The sequence below is a fragment of the Streptomyces sp. NPDC046939 genome, from assembly GCF_040644575.1.
In the GTDB taxonomy this organism is placed as follows: domain Bacteria; phylum Actinomycetota; class Actinomycetes; order Streptomycetales; family Streptomycetaceae; genus Streptomyces.
This window is the reverse complement of record NZ_JBEYWV010000001.1, coordinates 165,702-183,460: the sequence shown is the minus strand read 5'-3', so window position 1 is coordinate 183,460 and position 17,759 is coordinate 165,702. Positions and strand designations below refer to the sequence as shown.

Here is a 17,759-nt window from a genome sequence, read left to right as displayed (position 1 = left end):
TGATCATAGGGTCCGGCTCACCGTAAAGCGAGCCCGGCCGTGCGAGGCCCCCTGGAGGAGACCAAGTTGAGCGACCGCAGCGACCACGGACGTGTGTACGTCGACAAGCAGAGCCCCAAGGCGTACCACTCCCTCGTGCAGACGTCGGAGGCCGTCCGGGCGACCGCCGCCGACGCCGGACTCGACCGGCTCCTCGTCGAACTCGTCAATCTACGCGTCTCGCAGCTCAACGGCTGCGCCTACTGCCTCGACGTGCACACCCGGGCCGCCCTGCGCGCGGGCGAGACCACCCAGCGCCTCGGCACGCTCGCCGCGTGGCGCGACACCGAGCTGTTCACCGCGCGGGAGCGGGCGGCGCTCGCGCTCGCCGAGGCGACCACGCACCCCGCGGACGCGACCGCGCAGGAGAGCGCCTACGCGCAGGCCCGCACGGCCCTCACCGAGGACGAGATCTCCGCGGTGATCTGGGTCGCCATCACCATCAACGCGTTCAACCGGGTCTCCATCCTCAGCAAGCACCCCGTCCGCGCCCCGGGGGACTGAGCCTCACGCCCACTCCGCCGCGCGGCGCAGCAGCCGGCCGATCTCAGGATGGAAGACGCGATGGTGCCCGCCCATGGGCACGTCCTCGCAGCGGATCACCTCGGAGACGTCCACGTTCAGGTACGGCACCTGCCGGCCGTCCTGCTCCGGCGCCTCCTCGATGCCGACCGGAGGGGGTCCGTCGACCCCCTGGATGCCGTCGAAGCCGAGCGCGCCCCACTTGCGCGCGGTCGTGGCCAGTTCGCTGGAGTCGCCGATCATCTGGGCCGACAGCGGGTAGAGCACGCCGAGGTGGGAGTCGAGGTGCGAGAACGTGCAGAGCAGCGGGCCCTGGACGAGGCGCCGACGGCTCCACAGCGCACCGTGGCCCGACACCTGTTGCGGCAGGCTGTCGGCGAAGGCGAAGTGCGACATCTCGCCCTGCAGGAAGGTGAGGGAGGACAGGGCGACGGGGTCGGCCCCGCTGTCCTCCAGGCCGCGCAGCGCGAACCCGGCGAGGCGGGCGCCGAGCCCGTGCCCGACGAGGTGCAGGCGCACGTCCGAGCCCTGGGCCAGCACCGGCAGGCAGGGGCCGAGGCCCGCCTGGCCGATCAGACCGGCCCTGCGGCGCAGGACATGGCGGACGACCTGCCGGAACAGTTCGCGCGCCCCCGTCCACAGGTCGGCGTAGTCCGCGGCGCGGGCCGTCTCCCCCACCGGGCCGCCCGCGGCGACCGTGCCCGCCCTGTTCACCCGGTCGCTGAGCGGGCGCGCGGGGCGCGGTCCCGCCGCCCGGCTCTCCACGAGCGACCCTCCGTCGGAGACCTCGGACGGGCCGGTGCCGCTCTCGTGGTGCGCGGGTGCGCCCGCCCTGAGGGCGAGGGCCCGGCGCAGGTCGCGCAGCGCGCCCGCGAACTCCGCGCACACCGTACGGGTGTCCTCGAACAGCATGAGGGGGTCGGTCTGCGGCAGCACCTCGCCCTCCGCGTCCGAGGCGAACTCCGCGACCGGGTCCTGCAAGGGGATCTCCGCCAGGCCGCGCAGCGCCGAACCCAAGTCGTCGAAGGCGCCCTCGCGCTCGGGCCGCTCGTTCAGCAACGCGACGATCTCGCTCAACGGGCCCTCGCCGTCCGGGAGTTGGCGGTGGAGGTCGTCAGCGGTGGCCCGGGTGACCTCCTCCTCGCCCTCGTGCAGGGTGAGTCCGGGCGCACCCTCGTCCCGGAAACACAACGACGGCCAGTGCACACCCAGGAACCCCACCTCAGGTGTCCCGCCGTCCCATGCCTCGTCGAGCATGTCCCGGAACGCGCCGTCGGCGGTCGCGGCGGCCTCCTTGTCGTTGTGGACCCCGTGCGCCACCACGTACAGGTCACGCACTCCGCTCCCCCGGACCTCCTCGCACACACTTTCCACCTGAGCGGGCTCGAACTGCGCCCGGCTGCCGAAGGACAGGGTCCCGAAGTCGTGCGACGCGGTCGGCTGCGGCATGGCTCACTCCCTGCGTGACCACCGGCGGAACGGCGGGTCGGAAGCGGCGGGCCCGGCGCCCGTCGCACGAGGCACTCCACGTTCCCGCCGTGCCTGTGCGCACCTGTCGAGGACAGCGATGTACGGCGTTTCTACGTCATGCTGTAGGCACTGTCCTAGACTCGGTCAATCATCAGGTCCTCAGCCTTATCCGCTCATCGCCGGACCAGTGAACCCAGGAGCTTCTCGTGACGGATCCCAAGCCCGGTAACCCGAACGTCAAGGAACAGTACGCGGCCCAGGTCGCCGCCGACCTCGAGCGCAACGCGAAGGAGCAGGAGGAGATCGGCACCGAACTGGAGAACTTGCAGGCCAAGTTGCGTGTGCTCCAGGAGGACCAGGCGATCCTGGTCAGCATGCAGCAGGCGCTCGGTACGAAGGAGGGCGCCGCCGCGGCGGCCAGGTCGCAGCGGCGCGGATCCGCCCCGGCGGCGGGCGCCAAGAGCGGTTCGCCCAAGCGCAAGCAGCCGCGCGCCGCGAAGGCCACGACCGCCAAGGCCACGTCCGCCAAGGCGCCGTCCACCAAGGCCCCGTCCAGCAAGGCAACGTCCGCGGCGCGCCCCGCCCGCAAGGCGTCGGCAAGTGCGCAGCCGACGCTGGTCAACCTGGTACAGGAGTACTTGAAGCAGCAGACGGAGCCGCGTTCGGCGGCGGAGCTGGCGGACGCGCTGGCCGCGGCGCACCCCGACCGCACGTTCAAGAAGCCGGTCGTGCGCACGACGGTCGAGGGGCTGGTCGCCAAGGGTCTCGCCCAGCGCAGCAAGCAGGGTTCGTCGGTCTTCTACAGCACGCCGGAGCAGGCCAAGTCACCCGAGCCCGCCGCCGAGTAGGAGCAGTTCTGCCCGGCGGCTGTCGGACCGTGCCCGCTCCACTACGCTGACAAGGTGCAGCCGGCGGCCGCCGCGCCGCCGGGGAAGCACCGACGAAAGCGTGTGCGCATATGAGTTCCACGGTGCGGGAGCTTCTGAACAGCCTGCATGCGGCGGCGACCGATGAGGAGCGCCGGTCGTGGGCCGCGGCGTCCGCGCGGGCGCTCGGCCTCGGCGGCATCGCCGTCACCCTCGTCCAGGAACTGGTGTGGTTCAGCGACGCGACCAGCGCACGCATCGAGGACCTCCAGTTCATCCTCGGGCAGGGCCCGAGCCGCCTCTTCCGCGAGGACGAGCGGGAGGTGCGCGAAGTACCCGACCTCGGTCGGGTGCTGACCCGGCAGTGGCCGCAGTTCGCCGCCGAGGCCGAAGCCCTCGGCATCGCGGCGCTCTTCGTGTGGCCGGTGCGCATCGGTGCCGTTCAGGTCGGCACCATGACCGGGTACCGGCGCGCGCCGGGGCCGCTCACGGCGCTGCAGTCCACGCACGGCCGGCTGGTCGCCGACGCCCTCGCGCAACAGGTGCTGAACCGCTGGCCGAAGGGTGACACCGGTGCCGCCCCCGCCCGCGCGGGGACGGTGGGCCTGCACCGGGCCGAGGTGCACCAGGCCACCGGGGTGCTCAGCGAGAAGCTCGGCGTCACGCTGGCCGAGGCCCTGGACCGGCTGCGCGCCCAGGCCTACGCCTCCGGGGAGTCCCTGTCCGAGACCGCCCACCGCGTCATCCAGCGGGAACTGCCGCACGATCCGAACTGATCCGGCCGACCGTGCCGGGCACACTCCGCGCGGCGGCCAAGGAGTACACCCATGAGCAGGGAACAGCACATCGCCCGGACCTTCGTGGAACTGGCCGACACCTTGGTCGAGGAGTTCGACGTCATCGACTTCCTGCACCAGATGACCGTCCGCTGTCAGGAACTGCTCGACGTCACGCACGCCGCGGTCTTCCTGGCCCATCCGGGGCCTCATCTGCACAGCCCCGCCCCGTGCGACCCGAGCCCCGCCCTGCAGCGCGTGCTCGACATCGCCTGCGTCGAGGGCCCGGCCGTGGAGGCCCACCGCACGGCGCGGGCGGTCACCGCGCGGGACCCGGCCGACGCGGTCGCACGCTGGCCGGAGTTCGCCGAGAACCGCGCCCAGGCCGGCTACACCCTCGCCACCGCGCTGCCGATGCGGCTGCGCGAGGACAACCTCGGCAGCCTCCTCCTGCTGCGCACCGGGGAGCGGCCGTTGAGCCCCGACGACCTCGCGCTCGCGCAGGCGCTCGCCGACGCCGCCACCATCGGGCTGCTCCAGGCCCGGGTCATCCACGAACAGCACACGGTCAACGAGCAACTGCACACGGCCCTGCAGACGCGGATCGTCATCGAGCAGGCCAAGGGCGTCCTCGCGGTCCGCAGCGACGTCACGCTCAACCAGGCGTTCGAGGCGCTGCGGCGGCACGCCCGGCACCACCGGCTCCTGCTCAACGAGGTGGCGCGGGACGTCATCGAGAACGGGCTGACGCCCGCCACCGTCACATCGGAGTGAGCCAGACCGCCGCCAGCGGCGGAAGGCGCAGGGTGAGGGAGGCGGGGAACCCGTTGCACGGCTCGGACTCCTGCTCCACCGGCTCGGCGTTGCGGACGTCGCTGCCGCCGTACCGCGCCGCGTCGGTGTTGAGGATCTCCCGCCACGCACCGGCGGCGGGCGGCACGCCCAGGCGGTAGCCCTCGCGCACGACCGGCGAGAAGTTCACCACCGCGAGCAGCGGACTGCCGTCGGCGGCGCGGCGGACGAACGCGAAGACATTGTCCTCGGCGGCGTCGGCGGCGCTCCACCGGAACCCCTCGGGACATGTGTCCTGTTCCCACAGGGCGGTGTGGGACACATACAGCCGGTTGAGGTCGCCCACGAGCCGCTGGACCCCGCGGTGGTCGCCCGCGGCCGGGTTCGCCTCGTCGAGGACCCACCACTGCGGCCCCTCGTCCTCCACCCATTCGGCGCCCTGCGCGAACTCCTGACCCATGAAGAGCAGTTGCTTGCCCGGGTGGGCCCACATGTACGCGAGGTAGGCGCGGTGGTTGGCGCGCCGCTGCCACCAGTCGCCGGGCATCTTCGACACCAGGGCCTGCTTGCCGTGCACGACCTCGTCGTGGGAGATCGGGAGCACGAAGTTCTCGCTGTAGGCGTACACCATCGAGAACGTCATCTCGTTGTGGTGGTACTTGCGGTGCACGGGTTCGTGCGCGATGTACTCCAGGGAGTCGTGCATCCAGCCCATGTTCCACTTGAGGCCGAAGCCGAGCCCGCCGAAGCCGTCGGGGCCGATGTCATGGGTGGCGCGTGTGACACCGTTCCAGGCGGTGGACTCCTCGGCGATGGTGACGACGCCCGGGACGCGCCGGTACAGGGTGGCGTTCATCTCCTGGAGGAAGGCGACCGCATCGAGGTTCTCCCGGCCGCCGAACTCGTTTGGGGCCCACTGTCCCTCCTCGCGCGAGTAGTCGAGGTAGAGCATGGAGGCGACGGCGTCGACGCGCAGGCCGTCGATGTGGAACTCCTCGCACCAGTAAAGGGCGTTGGCCACCAGGAAGTTGCGGACCTCCTTGCGGCCGTAGTCGAAGACGAGCGTGCCCCAGTCGGGGTGGGCCGAGCGGCGCGGGTCCTCGTGCTCGTACAGGTGGCGGCCGTCGAACTCGGCGAGGGCCCACTCGTCGCGCGGGAAGTGCGCGGGCACCCAGTCGAGGATGACGCCGATGCCCGCCTGGTGCAGGGTGTCGACGAGGTACTTGAAGTCGTCGGGGGTGCCGAGGCGTGCGGTGGGCGCGTAGAAGCCGGTGACCTGGTAGCCCCAGGAACCGCCGAAGGGATGCTCGGCGACCGGCATCAGCTCGACATGGGTGAAGCCGAGCGCGGAGACGTACTCGGTCAGTTCGTGGGCGAGGCGGCGGTAGGTCGCCCCGGGCTTCCAGGAGCCGAGGTGCACCTCGTAGACGGACATGGGGGCGGTGTGCACGGGGCGGTCGCCCCGGTGGCGCAGCCAGGTCGCGTCGCCCCACTCGTAGTGGCTGTCGCAGACGATCGACGCCGTCGCCGGGGGCACCTCGGTGCGCCGCGCCATCGGGTCGGCCCGTTCGAGGTGCTGCCCGTCGGGCCCGGTCAGCTCGTACTTGTACGTGGCGCCGGGGCCGATGCCGGGGACGAACAGCTCCCACACCCCGGAGGAGCCGAGGGAGCGCATGGGCAGCGCCGTGCCGTCCCAGTGGTTGAAGTCGCCGCGGATGCGGACGCCGCGCGCGTTCGGCGCCCAGACGGCGAAACGTGTGCCGAGCACACCGCCGCGTTCGAGCACGTGTGAGCCGAGCGCCGTCCACAGCTCCTCGTGGCGCCCCTCGGAGATGAGGTGCAGGTCGAACTCGCCGAGGGTGGGCGGGAAGCTGTAGGGGTCCGCCGTCTCGACGACGCCGTCGGGGTAGGTGACGCGCAGCCGGTACGGCGTGGGGCCCTGGCCGGGGACGCGGCCCGCGAACAGGCCGTCGCCCTCGTCGCGCAGGTCCCACACATGTGTGCCGACGACGAAGGACACCTGGGTCGCGTGCGGGCGCAGGCAGCGCACGGCGAGCCCGCCGCGCACCGGGTGGGCGCCGAGGACGGAGTGCGGGTCGTGGTGGGCGCCGGAGAGGAGCCGGGCGCGTACGTCGTCGTCCAGCGGGGGCAGCGGGGCGACGGCCGGGACGCGGTCCGGGGGCTCGGCGAGCGGCTTCAGGGTGACCGCGGGCTGCACCGGGTCGAGGGCCACGGGTTCGGCGACGGACATGTCAGGCCTCCTGGGCGGGTAGCTGGTCGGACATGTGCGCGGCGCCGGTGCCGGCGGTGCCGCCCGCGCACAGGCGGGCCACCGCGTTCATCGGGACCGTGAGCAGTTCGGGGCGGTACACCGACTCGTAGACCACCTCGTAGACGGCGCGGTCCGCCTCGTGCGCGCGGAGCGCGGCGGGGACGGCGCGCGGGTCGAAGCCGCCCGTCTCGCCGTATCCGGCGCAGAAGGCGTCCCGGCAGCGCTCCGCCCAGCGCGGGTGGAACTCCCCGCCGGAGCGGGCGGCGTAGTCGAAGGAGCGGAGCATCCCGGCGACGTCCGCGATCGGCGAGCGGTCGGCGCGGCGCTCCGGGACGGGCTTGGCGGGCTCGCCCTCGAAGTCGACGATGTGCCAGCGGCCGTGGGCGTGCATGACCTGGCCGAGGTGGAGGTCGCCGTGGGTGCGCTGGAGCGGTGCGTCGCCGCCCTCGGTGACGACCGCGGTGTAGACGTCCTGGAGGTCGGGCACGTACGGGCGCAGTTCGGGGACGCTCGCGGCGGCGCGCAGCAGCCGGTGCGTCATCGCGTCGGCGAGCCGCGCCGCCTGGTCGGCGGGGCGCGCGGTCGGGAACGCCTTGGCGAGGGCCACGTGCAGCTGACCGGTGGTGCGGCCCAGTTCACGCGCCTCGTCGGTGAAGCCGGTGCGGCGGCGGCTGGATTCGAGGGCCAGTGTCCAGCCGTCCGTCGACTCGGTGAGGAAGGGCTGCACCATGCCGAGCGTCGCCCAGAACGGGGCCTCCGTCTGGAACCAGCCGATCGGCGCGGGGACCTGGGTGAAGCCGTGCCGGGCGAGGGCTCCGGTGACCTCCAGGTCGGGGTTGATGCCGGGCTGGATGTGGCGGAAGAGCTTCAGGATCAGTTCGTCGCCGTAGACGATCGAGGTGTTGGACTGCTCCACGTCGAGGACGCGCGGGGTGAGCCCGCACGGCACCGAGGTGCGCGGCAGCGACTCGAAGCGCAGGTGGCCCATGGAGCCGCCGCGGCGCAGCCGTTCGAGGAGCACGATCGCGGCGCGGTGGTCGTGGACGGCGTCGTAGACCATGAGCCGCTCGCCGGGCCGGGCCTCGACCTCACCGATGAGGTGGGGGCTCATGCGCGGCGGCACATGTGTGGCCACACCGAGGAGCACCTGATAATGCGCGCCGTCCGACGAACCACGCTGGTCGACGCGGACCAGCAGGTGGTAGCAGTCGGTCGTCAGCGCCGTCGCCGCGGCCACGGAGACATGGGTGACATCCCGGCCTTGCCCGGTGAACCATCGCTGGCGGGGGAGCCAGCGCGCCAGGAGCGCCGCGAGGGAGGAGGCGGGCACCTGGGCGGGACCGACGGCCGTATCGGACAGCAGAGGCGAAGTCATGGATCAGGTCCAATCGTGGTGTGCCATGCGGGGCGTCATGCTGGTGCCCCGCAGCCGGAACCAGTAGAAGCCGTGTCCCGCCAGCGTCAGGAGATAGGGCAGTTCTCCGATCGCGGGGAAGCGGACGTTGCCGATCAGTTCGACCGGGTGACGTCCCTCGTAGGCCCGGAGGTCGAGTTCGGTGGGCTGGGCGAAGCGCGAGAAGTTGTGCACGCACAGCACCAGGTCGTCCTTGTACTCGCGCAGGAAGGCGAGCACGGCCGGGTTGGAGGAGGAGAGTTCGGTGTACGAGCCGAGGCCGAACGCCGGGTTCTGCTTGCGGATCTCGATCATCCGGCGGGTCCAGTGCAGCAGCGAGGACGGCGAGGCCATCTGTGCCTCGACGTTGGTGACCTGGAAGCCGTAGACCGGGTCCATGATCGTGGGCAGGGAGAGGCGGCCCGGATCGCTGGAGGAGAAGCCCGCGTTGCGGTCGGGGGTCCACTGCATGGGGGTGCGCACCGCGTCGCGGTCACCGAGCCAGATGTTGTCGCCCATGCCGATCTCGTCGCCGTAGTACAGGATCGGCGAGCCCGGGAGCGAGAGCAGGAGCGCGGTGAACAGCTCCATCTGGTTGCGGTCGTTGTCGAGCAGCGGGGCCAAACGGCGCCGGATGCCGATGTTGGCGCGCATCCGCGGTTCCTTCGCGTACTCCGCGTACATGTAGGCGCGCTCTTCCTCGGTGACCATCTCCAGGGTCAGCTCGTCGTGGTTGCGCAGGAAGATGCCCCACTGGCAGCCGGACGGGATGGCCGGGGTCTTCGCCAGGATCTCGGAGATCGGTTCGGCGGACTCGCGGCGGACCGCCATGAAGATGCGCGGCATCACCGGGAAGTGGAACGCCATGTGGCACTCGTCGCCGCCGGAGGAGAAGTCACCGAAGTAGTCGACGACGTCCTCGGGCCACTGGTTCGCCTCCGCGAGGAGCACCACGTCGGGGTAGTTGGCGTCGATCTCCTTGCGGACCCGCTTGAGGAACTCGTGGGAGGCGGGCAGGTTCTCGCAGTTGGTGCCCTCCTCCGCGTAGAGGTACGGGACGGCGTCGAGCCGGAAGCCGTCGATGCCCAGGTCGAGCCAGAAGCGCAGGGCGGCGAGGATCTCCTCCTGCACGGCCGGGTTCTCGTAGTTGAGGTCCGGCTGGTGGGAGAAGAAGCGGTGCCAGAAGTACTGCTTGCGCACCGGGTCGAAGGTCCAGTTCGACACCTCGGTGTCGACGAAGATGATCCGCGCGTCCTCGTACTTCTTGTCGTCGTCGGACCAGACGTAGTAGTCGCCGTACGGGCCGTCGGGGTCGGTGCGCGACTGCTGGAACCACTCGTGCTGGTCGCTCGTGTGGTTCATGACGAAGTCGATGATGACGCGCATGCCCCGCTGGTGCGCCGCGTCCACGAACTCCACGAAGTCCGCCAGGTCCCCGAACTCCGGCAGCATGACGATGTAGTTCGCCACGTCGTAGCCGCCGTCGCGCAGCGGGCTCGTGTAGAACGGCGGCAGCCACAGACAGTCCACGCCCAGCCACTGCAGATAGTCCAGCTTGCTGGTGATGCCCTTCAGGTCGCCGACGCCGTCGCCGTTGCTGTCGCAGAAGGAGCGGACGAGCACCTCGTAGAAGACGGCGCGCTTGAACCACTCGGGGTCGGGTGACTTGGTGGGCATGTACGAGGCCGGCGCGGCCTGCGCCATGTCGTCCGTGGACATTCGGGGCTGCCTCCGAGGACGCGGATGGGGAGAAGGACGGGGGCGGATCGGCCGGCGCGGTTCAGCCGACGGTGAAGACGTGGGCCGGTGACTCCCCCGGCACGAGGCGCACGTAGTTGCTCGCGCCCCACGTGTAGGTGGCCCCGGTGAGTTCGTCGCGCACGGGGAACGGGGTGTCGCAGCCCCCGGTCACCTGTGCGAGGTCGAGGCGGACCGTCGCCTCCTGAGTGTGGTGCGGGTCGAGGTTGACCACCACCAGGACCGTGTTGTCACCACTGCGTTTGGAGTACACGATCACGGCCTCGTTGTCGGCGTGGTGGAAGTGCACGTTGCGCAGTCCGCGCAGCGCCGGGTTGCGACGCCGGATGTCGTTCAGCGCGGTGATCAGCGGGGCGATGGTGCGCCCCTCGCGCTCGGCCGCCTTCCAGTCCCGGGGCCGCAGCTCGTACTTCTCCGAGTGCAGGTACTCCTCGCTGCCGGGGCGCAGCGGGGTGTTCTCGCAGAGTTCGTAGCCGCTGTAGACACCCCAGGACGGCGAGAGGGTCGCCGCGAGGACGGCACGCAGCTCGAAGGCCGGGCGGCCGCCGTGCTGGAGGAACTCGTGCAGGATGTCGGGGGTGTTGACGAAGAAGTTGGGCCGCATGGCGGCGGCCGACTCACCCGCCAGCTCCCGCACGTACCGCGTGAGTTCCGCCTTGGTGTTGCGCCAGGTGAAGTACGTGTACGACTGCTGGAAGCCCGCTTCGGCGAGGGAGCGCATCATCGCCGGACGGGTGAACGCCTCGGCCAGGAAGATGACGTCGGGGTCGGTGCGGCCGATCTCCGTGATGACCTGCTCCCAGAACGCGACAGGCTTCGTGTGCGGGTTGTCGACCCGGAAGATGCGCACCCCGTGCGCCATCCAGTGACGCAGGACCCGCACCGTCTCCGCGATCAGCCCCGGCATGTCCCGGTCGAAGGCGATCGGATAGATGTCCTGGTACTTCTTCGGCGGGTTCTCCGCGTACGCGATCGTGCCGTCGGGCCGGTGGTGGAACCACTCCGGGTGCTTCTCCACCCAGGGGTGGTCCGGCGAGCACTGCAGGGCGAAGTCGAGCGCGACCTCAAGACCCTCCCCGCGGGCCCGCGCCACGAACGCGTCGAAGTCGTCCAGGGTGCCGAGGTCGGGGTGGACCGCGTCGTGCCCGCCCTCCGCCGAGCCGACCGCCCAGGGCACGCCCACGTCGTGCGGGCCGGGGGTCAGGCTGTTGTCCGGGCCCTTGCGGTGCGTCCTGCCGATGGGGTGGATCGGCGGCAGGTAGACGACGTCGAAGCCCATCGCCGCGATCGCCGGGAGGCGGCGCGCGGCCGTCGCGAAGGTGCCGCTGACCGGCGGTTCCCCCGGCTCGACCACGGCGCCCTCGGAGCGCGGGAAGAACTCGTACCAGGCGCCGTACAGCGCGCGTTCCCGCTCGACGAGGAGGGGCAGCGGCCGGCTCTCGGTCAGCCGGTGCAGCAGCGGGTGGGCGGCGAGGACCTCGCACACCTCGGGCGCCGTGGCCGCGGCGAGCCGCTCCATGTCGTCGCGCCTGCCGTCCCCGAGGACCCGGATGGCCTCGAACAACGTACGCCTCGCCGCCTCGTCGGTGACCCGGCCGAGAGCGCGCTCCAGGTGCTCGGCGCCCTCTTCGAGGGTGATGTCGCTGTCCACGCCCGCCGGCACCTTTATGGCGGCGTCCCGCTGCCAGGCGGCGACCGGGTCGAGGTGCGCCTGCACGCAGTAGCTCCACCGACCGGGTGACGTGGCGGTGACCAGAGCGCTCCACCGGTCCTCGCCCGGGACCTCTTCCCGCATCGGGACGGACGCGACGGTGCGGCCGTCCGGGTCACGCAGGACGGCGTGCGCCCGCACGACACCGGAGCCCTCGACGAACACGAGGGCCGTGACCGGGAACGCCTCACCGACGACGGCCTTCGCCATGCCGCGGCCCCCGTGGACCCGCGGACGCACGTCCTCGATCTGCACGGGGACCGTCTGCGGCCTACTCGTCATCGCTCTCACCTCCAGTGCTCTGCTCGGCGGTCGGGCTCATACGGTGCGCTTCGTCGGCCGCCGTCCGTCCCCGCCCGTGGGACGAACGGCGCGCACATGGCGCTCGGCCGTGGAGGCCGCCTCGCGGCCGCATCGCTCGCCGGTCGCGGCGCACAGCGCCTCGACGGCCAGCTCGAACCGCGCGCGGACCCTCGCATCTGTGGGAGCCGCCAGGAAACGGCGCTCCCACCACCGGTATCGCTTCAGTTGGCCCTCGATCTCCTCGCCGACCTGTGATGCGTCCATGGCATCCGTCGACCTCCTGGAATCCGCGGGGACATGACCCCACGGGTTGCCGAACATGCACGGAGTGGGAGCGGACCGTCACACAGGGCCGCTCCCCACCATGGTGCGGGGTGATCGGCGATCCGTCCTGTTGAGCGCAGCGTCACCGGCCGGTCACGCTCGTGTTGCACCAATGGAGTATGCGGTCAAGGCTGGTCATGGACTCTCGAGCGAGCAGAGCTCACGCGACGTGCGCACGGGAAGTCGTCGCGTCCAGGCGTGAGTCACGCGGTGAGGAGCACGAACCATGAACCGGACAGAGCCCCGCTACTACCACGTCGAGGTGGAGTCCTCGCCGGAGCGCGTCACACAGATGCAGCGCGTCGTGGCGGCCCACCTCCGCTACTGGGGGCTGCAGAAGCTGGTGACGTCGGCGACCCGCGGGGTCGGTGTGCTGCTGCACGCGGCCGCCGAAGGACCCGCCGAGCGCGTGGAGATCGAGACCTGGTGGACCGGCCAGCACCTGATCACCGCCGTGTCGCACCACGACGCGTCCGAGGCGGCGCGGCGCGACGACGAGGAGTCCCACCTGCTGGAAATAGCGACATTGAGCGACGGCTGGGGCAGTTGCACCACCAACAGCCGGCGCATCATCTGGTTCTCCCTGCGCAAGTCCGACCACGACCGCGAACCGCTCGCCGGAAAGGAACCGGCGCCGTGGTCCAGTGAGGCGCTGACGCTTCCGCAGACCCCGGTGGAGACCGCGAGCGCCGCCCGCGAGACGGCGCCCGCCGCCGAGGGCGCGCCCGCCCTGCAGAACGCGCCCGCCGGAACCGCCTCGTGACGGGCCGTACGACGAACAGCGGCAACGGGGGCGTCCAGGCCGGGCGCCCCTACCCCCTCGGCGCCTCCCACGACGGCAAGGGCACGAACTTCGCCCTGTTCAGCGCGGTCGCCGACCAGGTCGACCTGATCCTGCTCGACCCGGACGGCGGCGAGCGGTCGGTGACGCTGCCCGAGATCGACGGCTGCGTGTGGCACGGCTACCTGCCGGACGTCGGCCCCGGCCAGCGCTACGGCTACCGCGTCCACGGCCCCTGGGAGCCCAGCTCCGGACACCGCTGCGACTCCTCGGCGTTCCTCCTCGACCCCTACGCCCTCGCCGTCCACGAACTGCCCCGCCGCAAGGGCGACACGGGGCACGGGCTGTGCGGGGTCGTCGTCGACCGCTCCTTCGACTGGGGCGACGACAGGCCGCCGTCGCACTCGTACACCGACTCGGTCATCTACGAGGCACACGTACGGGGTCTGTCGCGCACCCATCCGGACGTACCCGAGGAGTTGCGCGGCACCTACGCGGGGCTCGCGCACCCGGCCGTCGTCGAGCACCTGAAGTCCCTGGGCGTGACGGCGGTCGAGCTGATGCCGGTCCACCAGTTCCTCCAGGACGGCTTCCTGCTCGACCAGGGCCTGTCCAACTACTGGGGCTACAACACGATCGGCTTCTTCGCCCCGCACCACGCCTACGCCGCCCGCGGCACGCTCGGCGAGCAGGTCACCGAGTTCAAGCAGATGGTGAAGGACCTGCACGCCGCCGGCCTCGAAGTCATCCTCGACGTGGTCTACAACCACACGGCCGAGGGCAACGAGAACGGGCCGACGATCTCCTTCCGCGGCATCGACAACGCCTCGTACTACCGCCTGTCGGACGAGGACTTCAGCCGCTACTACGACACCACGGGCACCGGCAACAGCCTGCTCGTGCGCCACCCGCACGTGCTCCAGCTCATCATGGACTCGCTGCGCTACTGGGTGACCGAGTGCCATGTCGACGGCTTCCGCTTCGACCTGGCCGCGACGCTGGCCCGCCAGTTCCACGAGGTGGACCGGCTCTCCGCGTTCTTCGACGTCATCCAGCAGGACCCGGTGATCAGCCGGGTGAAGCTGATCGCGGAGCCCTGGGACCTCGGCGACGGCGGCTACCAGGTCGGCAACTTCCCGCCGCTGTGGTCCGAGTGGAACGGCAAGTACCGCGACTGCGTCCGCGACTTCTGGCGCACCACCGACCACTCCCTGCCGGAGTTCGCCTCCCGTCTCACCGGCTCCGCCGACCTGTACGAGCACGAGGGGCGCCGCCCGCGCGCGAGCGTCAACTTCGTCACCGCGCACGACGGATTCACCCTGCGCGACCTGGTCTCGTACAACGACAAGCACAACGAGGCCAACGGCGAGGACAACCAGGACGGCGAGAGCCACAACCGCTCCTGGAACTGCGGCGTCGAGGGCCCCACCGACGACCCGGCGGTACGGGAGCTGCGCGCCCGCCAGCAACGCAACTTCCTGACCACGCTGATGCTGTCCCAGGGCATCCCGATGCTCAGCCACGGCGACGAGCTGGGCCGCACCCAGAACGGCAACAACAACGCGTACTGCCAGGACAACGAGTTGAGCTGGATCGACTGGGACCTGGGCGAGGAGGAGCGGGAACTGCTCGCCTTCACGCGGGAGCTGATCGCCCTGCGCAAGGCCCATCCGGTGCTGCGCCGCCGCCACTTCTTCGAGGGCGTCCCGCAGGAAGAGGGGCAGTTGCCCGACCTGGTCTGGCTGCGGCCGGACGCCGCCGAGATGACCCCCAAGGACTGGGGGCGGCCGGACGCGCACACGATCGGCGTGTTCCTGAACGGCGACGAGGTCCCGGCGCCCGCCTCCCGCAACCGCACGGCCGTGGACGACTCCTTCCTGATGCTGTTCAACTGCTTCTGGGAACCGATGGAGTTCACTCTCCCGGACGCCTGCTTCGGCACGCGCTGGACCACCCTCATCGACACGGCCGAGCCGAACGGCGCCGCCGACGAGCGGGAGCACAAGGCGGGGACCTCGCTGCTCGTGACGGAGCGGAGCCTGGTCGTGCTCTCGCGCCCGCCGGGTGAGACCGAGGGCCGGCGAAAGCGCCGCTGACCGGCGCGGAACCACACGAACCTGCCGTCACCCGGGCATCCGTCCGGGTGACGGCATCGTTCTCGCAACGACGCATTGACGGGACGGCACCCGAGGAACAAAGATCGACGGGCACGTATGACAACGTTGTCGCACGAGAGGATCGCGATGCGAGCGTGGAAACGCCTGTCCACCGCCGCCCTGGTCATCGCCACCCTGGCCACGGCCACCGCCACCACGACCGGCGTCGCGAGCGCCCACGAGCGGGGGCCGCGGTTCGCCAAGGACCCCACCACCCTGGTCGACACGTCGATCGGCAACAACGGTGACGGCACCACGTTCCCGGGGGCCACGACCCCGTTCGGCATGGTGCAGCTCAGCCCCGACACCCAGCTGAACAAGTACGCCTCCTACGACTACGCGCAGGACACCATCCTCGGCTTCAGCCACACCCACCTGTCAGGTGTGGGCTGCCAGACCATGGGCAACATCCGCTTCATGCCGACCACCGGCGCGGTCACCTCCTCCGACCCGGCGCGGTACGCCGCCAAGTTCAGCCACGACCACGAGACGCGGTCGCCCGGCTACTACGGCGTGACCTTCGACAACGGCATCGAGGCCGAGCTGAGCGCCACCCAGCGCACCGGCCAGCACCGCTACACCTACCCCGGCGGCGCGGGCGCGCAGAACGTGCTCATCGAGGCCGGCGAGAGCAACGGCAGCACCTACGCCGGTGACATCGAGGTGGTCGGGAACGACACCGTCGAGGGCTGGGTCCAGGGCGGCAACTTCTGCGGGGAGACCGGCAAGGAGCGCTACCGGGTCTACTTCAGCGCCAAGTTCGACCGGACGTTCAAGACGTTCGGCACATGGACGGACTCCACGCTCACCCCCGGGCGGCGTGAGGCGGCGCGCGGCACCAAGCGCGCCGGTGCCTGGCTGTCGTTCGACCCGGCGAAGGGGGACCGGGTCGGCTCCTCGGTGGGCCTGTCCTACACCTCGGTCGACGGCGCGCGGCTCAACCGCGAGGCGGAGCAGCCCCGTTCGTTCGACAAGGCGCGCACGCACGCCCATGACACCTGGAAGGACGAGCTGAACCGGATGCGGGTGGCCGGTGGCTCCACCGCCGACCGGCGCACCTACTACAGCGCGCTCTACCGCTCGCTCCTGCACCCCTCGATCGGCTCCGACGTCGACAACCGCTACCGCGGCTTCGACGACAAGGTGCACCGGGCGGACGCGCCGTACTACCAGATGTTCTCCCTCTGGGACACCTACCGCTCGCAGAACCAGCTCGTGGCGCTGCTCGAACCCGACAAGGCCAGGGACATGGCCAAGTCGGTCCTGCGGATATACGAGGACGGGGGCTGGCTGCCGCGCTGGGGCCTCGGCGGCGGTGAGACCAACGTGATGAGCGGCGACCCCGTCACCCCGTGGATCGTCGACCTGTACCACCGCGGCCTGCTCGACCGGCGCACGTCGGACAAGCTCTTCGCCGCCCTGTGGAAGAACGCCAACGAGGTCCCCGCCGACCAGTCGCTCTTCCGTGGCCGCGACGGCAACCCGACGTACGTGAAGAACGGCTTCGTCGGCTACCAGAACCTGCCGGGATACAAGTTCGGCGACAGCCGCCAGGCGGGCTCGGCGACCCTCGAGTACGCGCTCGCCGACTGCTCCCTGTCCACCATGGCCGACGGCCTCGGCCACAAGGACGAGGCCGCGGCGCTCGCCGCGCGCTGCGACAACTTCACCAAGCTGTGGGACGCCTCCGTCACCTCGAAGGGGTACACCGGCTTCCCGGTCACGAGGAACGCCGACGGCAGTGTCGCCGGTGACCCCGACCCGACGAAGTCCGGCGCCTTCCACGAGGGCACCGCGTGGCAGTACCAGTGGCTCGCGCAGCAGGACCCGAAGACCCTGTTCGGGCTGATGGGCGGTGAGAAGGGTGCCGAGCAGCGGCTCGACACGTTCTTCGACCTGCCGACCGTGCTCTCCGACCCGGCGAAGGCCGCCTCCGGGTCCTGGGTGACGGGCGCCTACGACTACCACAACAACTTCGCCTTCAACCCGAACAACGAGCCCGACTTCCACGCGCCGTGGATGTACGCGTGGACCGGCTCCCCGTGGAAGACCTCGGCCGTGCTGCGCGCCCTGCGGACGCTGTACACCGACGACGCGTACGGCATGCCCGGCAATGACGACCTCGGCTCCACGTCGTCGCTGCTCGTCTTCGCCATGGCGGGCGTCTTCGAGGCGCAGCCCGGCTCGGCGCACTACATCGTCTCGGCGCCGATGTTCGACAAGGTCGAGATCCGGCCCGCGCACGGCCGCCGCATCACCGTCGAGGCGCCGGGCGCCGACGCCTCGAAGCTCCAGTACGTCTCCTCGGTACGGACCGGCAAGGGCGCACTGCACCGGAGCTGGCTCTCCCACAAGGACCTGCTCCGCTCCGGCACCATCAAGGTGAACCTCTCGGAGGAGCCGACGAACTGGGGCGCCGGTATGGCCCCGCCCGCGCTGGCCGCCCAGCGCTGAGCGCTGAGCGAGGCGGGTGAAGCGCGTGCGGCCCTGCCCTTGGGGGCGGGGCCGCACGCGCGCGTGACCCGTGCCGGGCGCGCCGCCCCGTTTCCCGGACGGGCGGTAGCATCCCCGGGGAGCCCTCCCCGCTCCCCGCACC

The 17,759-nt window shown here is 71.0% G+C and carries 13 protein-coding genes; 7 read left to right on the top strand and 6 right to left on the bottom strand.

The window, feature by feature from the left end; translation table 11 throughout:
- The first annotated feature begins 51 nt into the window (after positions 1 to 51).
- Positions 52 to 543 carry a carboxymuconolactone decarboxylase family protein gene (locus ABZ877_RS00805; protein ID WP_361062847.1) on the top strand — a complete coding sequence of 164 codons (492 nt, stop codon included), beginning with the start codon at positions 52 to 54 and terminating at the stop codon, positions 541 to 543.
- A 3-nt stretch (positions 544 to 546) separates the two neighbouring features.
- Here ABZ877_RS00805 and ABZ877_RS00800 read toward each other — a convergent pair whose 3' ends face one another.
- A complete protein-coding gene (locus tag ABZ877_RS00800) occupies positions 547 to 2,010 on the bottom strand; it encodes a hypothetical protein (protein ID WP_361062032.1) in 1,464 nt (487 codons plus the stop codon).
- Between the two features lie 227 nt (positions 2,011 to 2,237).
- On the opposite strand from ABZ877_RS00800, the gene ABZ877_RS00795 reads away from it, so the two are divergent.
- The 3 genes from ABZ877_RS00795 to ABZ877_RS00785 all read left to right on the top strand — a co-directional run bounded on the left by ABZ877_RS00795 (position 2,238) and on the right by ABZ877_RS00785 (position 4,447).
- Positions 2,238 to 2,879, top strand: coding sequence for a hypothetical protein (locus tag ABZ877_RS00795; protein WP_361062030.1), 642 nt, complete (start codon positions 2,238 to 2,240; stop codon positions 2,877 to 2,879).
- Positions 2,880 to 2,989: 110 nt separating this feature from the next.
- Positions 2,990 to 3,673, top strand: a complete 684-nt coding sequence (locus ABZ877_RS00790) for an ANTAR domain-containing protein (protein ID WP_361062027.1) — start codon at positions 2,990 to 2,992, stop codon at positions 3,671 to 3,673.
- A 51-nt stretch (positions 3,674 to 3,724) separates the two neighbouring features.
- On the top strand, positions 3,725 to 4,447 hold the full coding sequence (locus tag ABZ877_RS00785; protein ID WP_361062024.1) for an ANTAR domain-containing protein: 723 nt from the start codon (positions 3,725 to 3,727) through the stop codon (positions 4,445 to 4,447).
- Here ABZ877_RS00785 and glgB read toward each other — a convergent pair.
- The 5 genes from glgB to ABZ877_RS00760 form a co-directional block, all read right to left on the bottom strand.
- The gene (gene glgB, locus ABZ877_RS00780; protein WP_361062021.1) at positions 4,434 to 6,716 is read right to left on the bottom strand and encodes a 1,4-alpha-glucan branching protein GlgB; all 2,283 of its coding nucleotides are present in this window, start codon (positions 6,714 to 6,716) and stop codon (positions 4,434 to 4,436) included. The genes ABZ877_RS00785 and glgB overlap by 14 nt on opposite strands.
- Position 6,717: 1 nt before the next feature.
- On the bottom strand, positions 6,718 to 8,112 hold the full coding sequence (locus ABZ877_RS00775; protein ID WP_361062018.1) for a maltokinase: 1,395 nt from the start codon (positions 8,110 to 8,112) through the stop codon (positions 6,718 to 6,720).
- Positions 8,113 to 8,115: 3 nt separating this feature from the next.
- Entirely contained in the window at positions 8,116 to 9,834 is a 1,719-nt protein-coding gene (treS, locus tag ABZ877_RS00770) for a maltose alpha-D-glucosyltransferase (protein ID WP_361062844.1), read from the bottom strand.
- 76 nt (positions 9,835 to 9,910) lie between these two features.
- Positions 9,911 to 11,881, bottom strand: coding sequence for an alpha-1,4-glucan--maltose-1-phosphate maltosyltransferase (locus tag ABZ877_RS00765; protein ID WP_361062015.1), 1,971 nt, complete (start codon positions 11,879 to 11,881; stop codon positions 9,911 to 9,913).
- 36 nt (positions 11,882 to 11,917) lie between these two features.
- Positions 11,918 to 12,166 carry a DUF5133 domain-containing protein gene (locus ABZ877_RS00760; protein WP_361062011.1) on the bottom strand — a complete coding sequence of 83 codons (249 nt, stop codon included), beginning with the start codon at positions 12,164 to 12,166 and terminating at the stop codon, positions 11,918 to 11,920.
- A gap of 286 nt (positions 12,167 to 12,452) precedes the next feature.
- Between ABZ877_RS00760 and ABZ877_RS00755 the strand changes: the two genes are divergently transcribed.
- The 3 genes from ABZ877_RS00755 (at position 12,453) to ABZ877_RS00745 (ending at position 17,617) form a co-directional block, all read left to right on the top strand.
- Positions 12,453 to 12,989, top strand: a complete 537-nt coding sequence (locus tag ABZ877_RS00755; protein WP_361062008.1) for a pep a2 — start codon at positions 12,453 to 12,455, stop codon at positions 12,987 to 12,989.
- Positions 12,986 to 15,103, top strand: a complete 2,118-nt coding sequence (gene glgX, locus ABZ877_RS00750; RefSeq protein WP_361062005.1) for a glycogen debranching protein GlgX — start codon at positions 12,986 to 12,988, stop codon at positions 15,101 to 15,103. The genes ABZ877_RS00755 and glgX overlap by 4 nt, the downstream gene beginning before the upstream one ends.
- 147 nt (positions 15,104 to 15,250) lie before the next feature.
- On the top strand, positions 15,251 to 17,617 hold the full coding sequence (locus tag ABZ877_RS00745) for a GH92 family glycosyl hydrolase (protein ID WP_361062003.1): 2,367 nt from the start codon (positions 15,251 to 15,253) through the stop codon (positions 17,615 to 17,617).
- Positions 17,618 to 17,759 lie beyond the last annotated feature (142 nt).

What these genes read in the sequence shown, in the direction of transcription:
- ABZ877_RS00745 (WP_361062003.1), top strand. Translation starts at nt 15,251, where the DNA reads ATGCGAGCGTGGAAACGCCTGTCCACCGCCGCCCTGGTCATCGCCACC.
- ABZ877_RS00800 (WP_361062032.1), bottom strand. Translation starts at nt 2,010, where the DNA reads ATGCCGCAGCCGACCGCGTCGCACGACTTCGGGACCCTGTCCTTCGGC.
- ABZ877_RS00765 (WP_361062015.1), bottom strand. Translation starts at nt 11,881, where the DNA reads ATGACGAGTAGGCCGCAGACGGTCCCCGTGCAGATCGAGGACGTGCGT.
- ABZ877_RS00760 (WP_361062011.1), bottom strand. Translation starts at nt 12,166, where the DNA reads ATGGACGCATCACAGGTCGGCGAGGAGATCGAGGGCCAACTGAAGCGA.
- ABZ877_RS00790 (WP_361062027.1), top strand. Translation starts at nt 2,990, where the DNA reads ATGAGTTCCACGGTGCGGGAGCTTCTGAACAGCCTGCATGCGGCGGCG.
- ABZ877_RS00775 (WP_361062018.1), bottom strand. Translation starts at nt 8,112, where the DNA reads ATGACTTCGCCTCTGCTGTCCGATACGGCCGTCGGTCCCGCCCAGGTG.
- ABZ877_RS00785 (WP_361062024.1), top strand. Translation starts at nt 3,725, where the DNA reads ATGAGCAGGGAACAGCACATCGCCCGGACCTTCGTGGAACTGGCCGAC.
- glgB (WP_361062021.1), bottom strand. Translation starts at nt 6,716, where the DNA reads ATGTCCGTCGCCGAACCCGTGGCCCTCGACCCGGTGCAGCCCGCGGTC.
- treS (WP_361062844.1), bottom strand. Translation starts at nt 9,834, where the DNA reads ATGGCGCAGGCCGCGCCGGCCTCGTACATGCCCACCAAGTCACCCGAC.
- ABZ877_RS00755 (WP_361062008.1), top strand. Translation starts at nt 12,453, where the DNA reads ATGAACCGGACAGAGCCCCGCTACTACCACGTCGAGGTGGAGTCCTCG.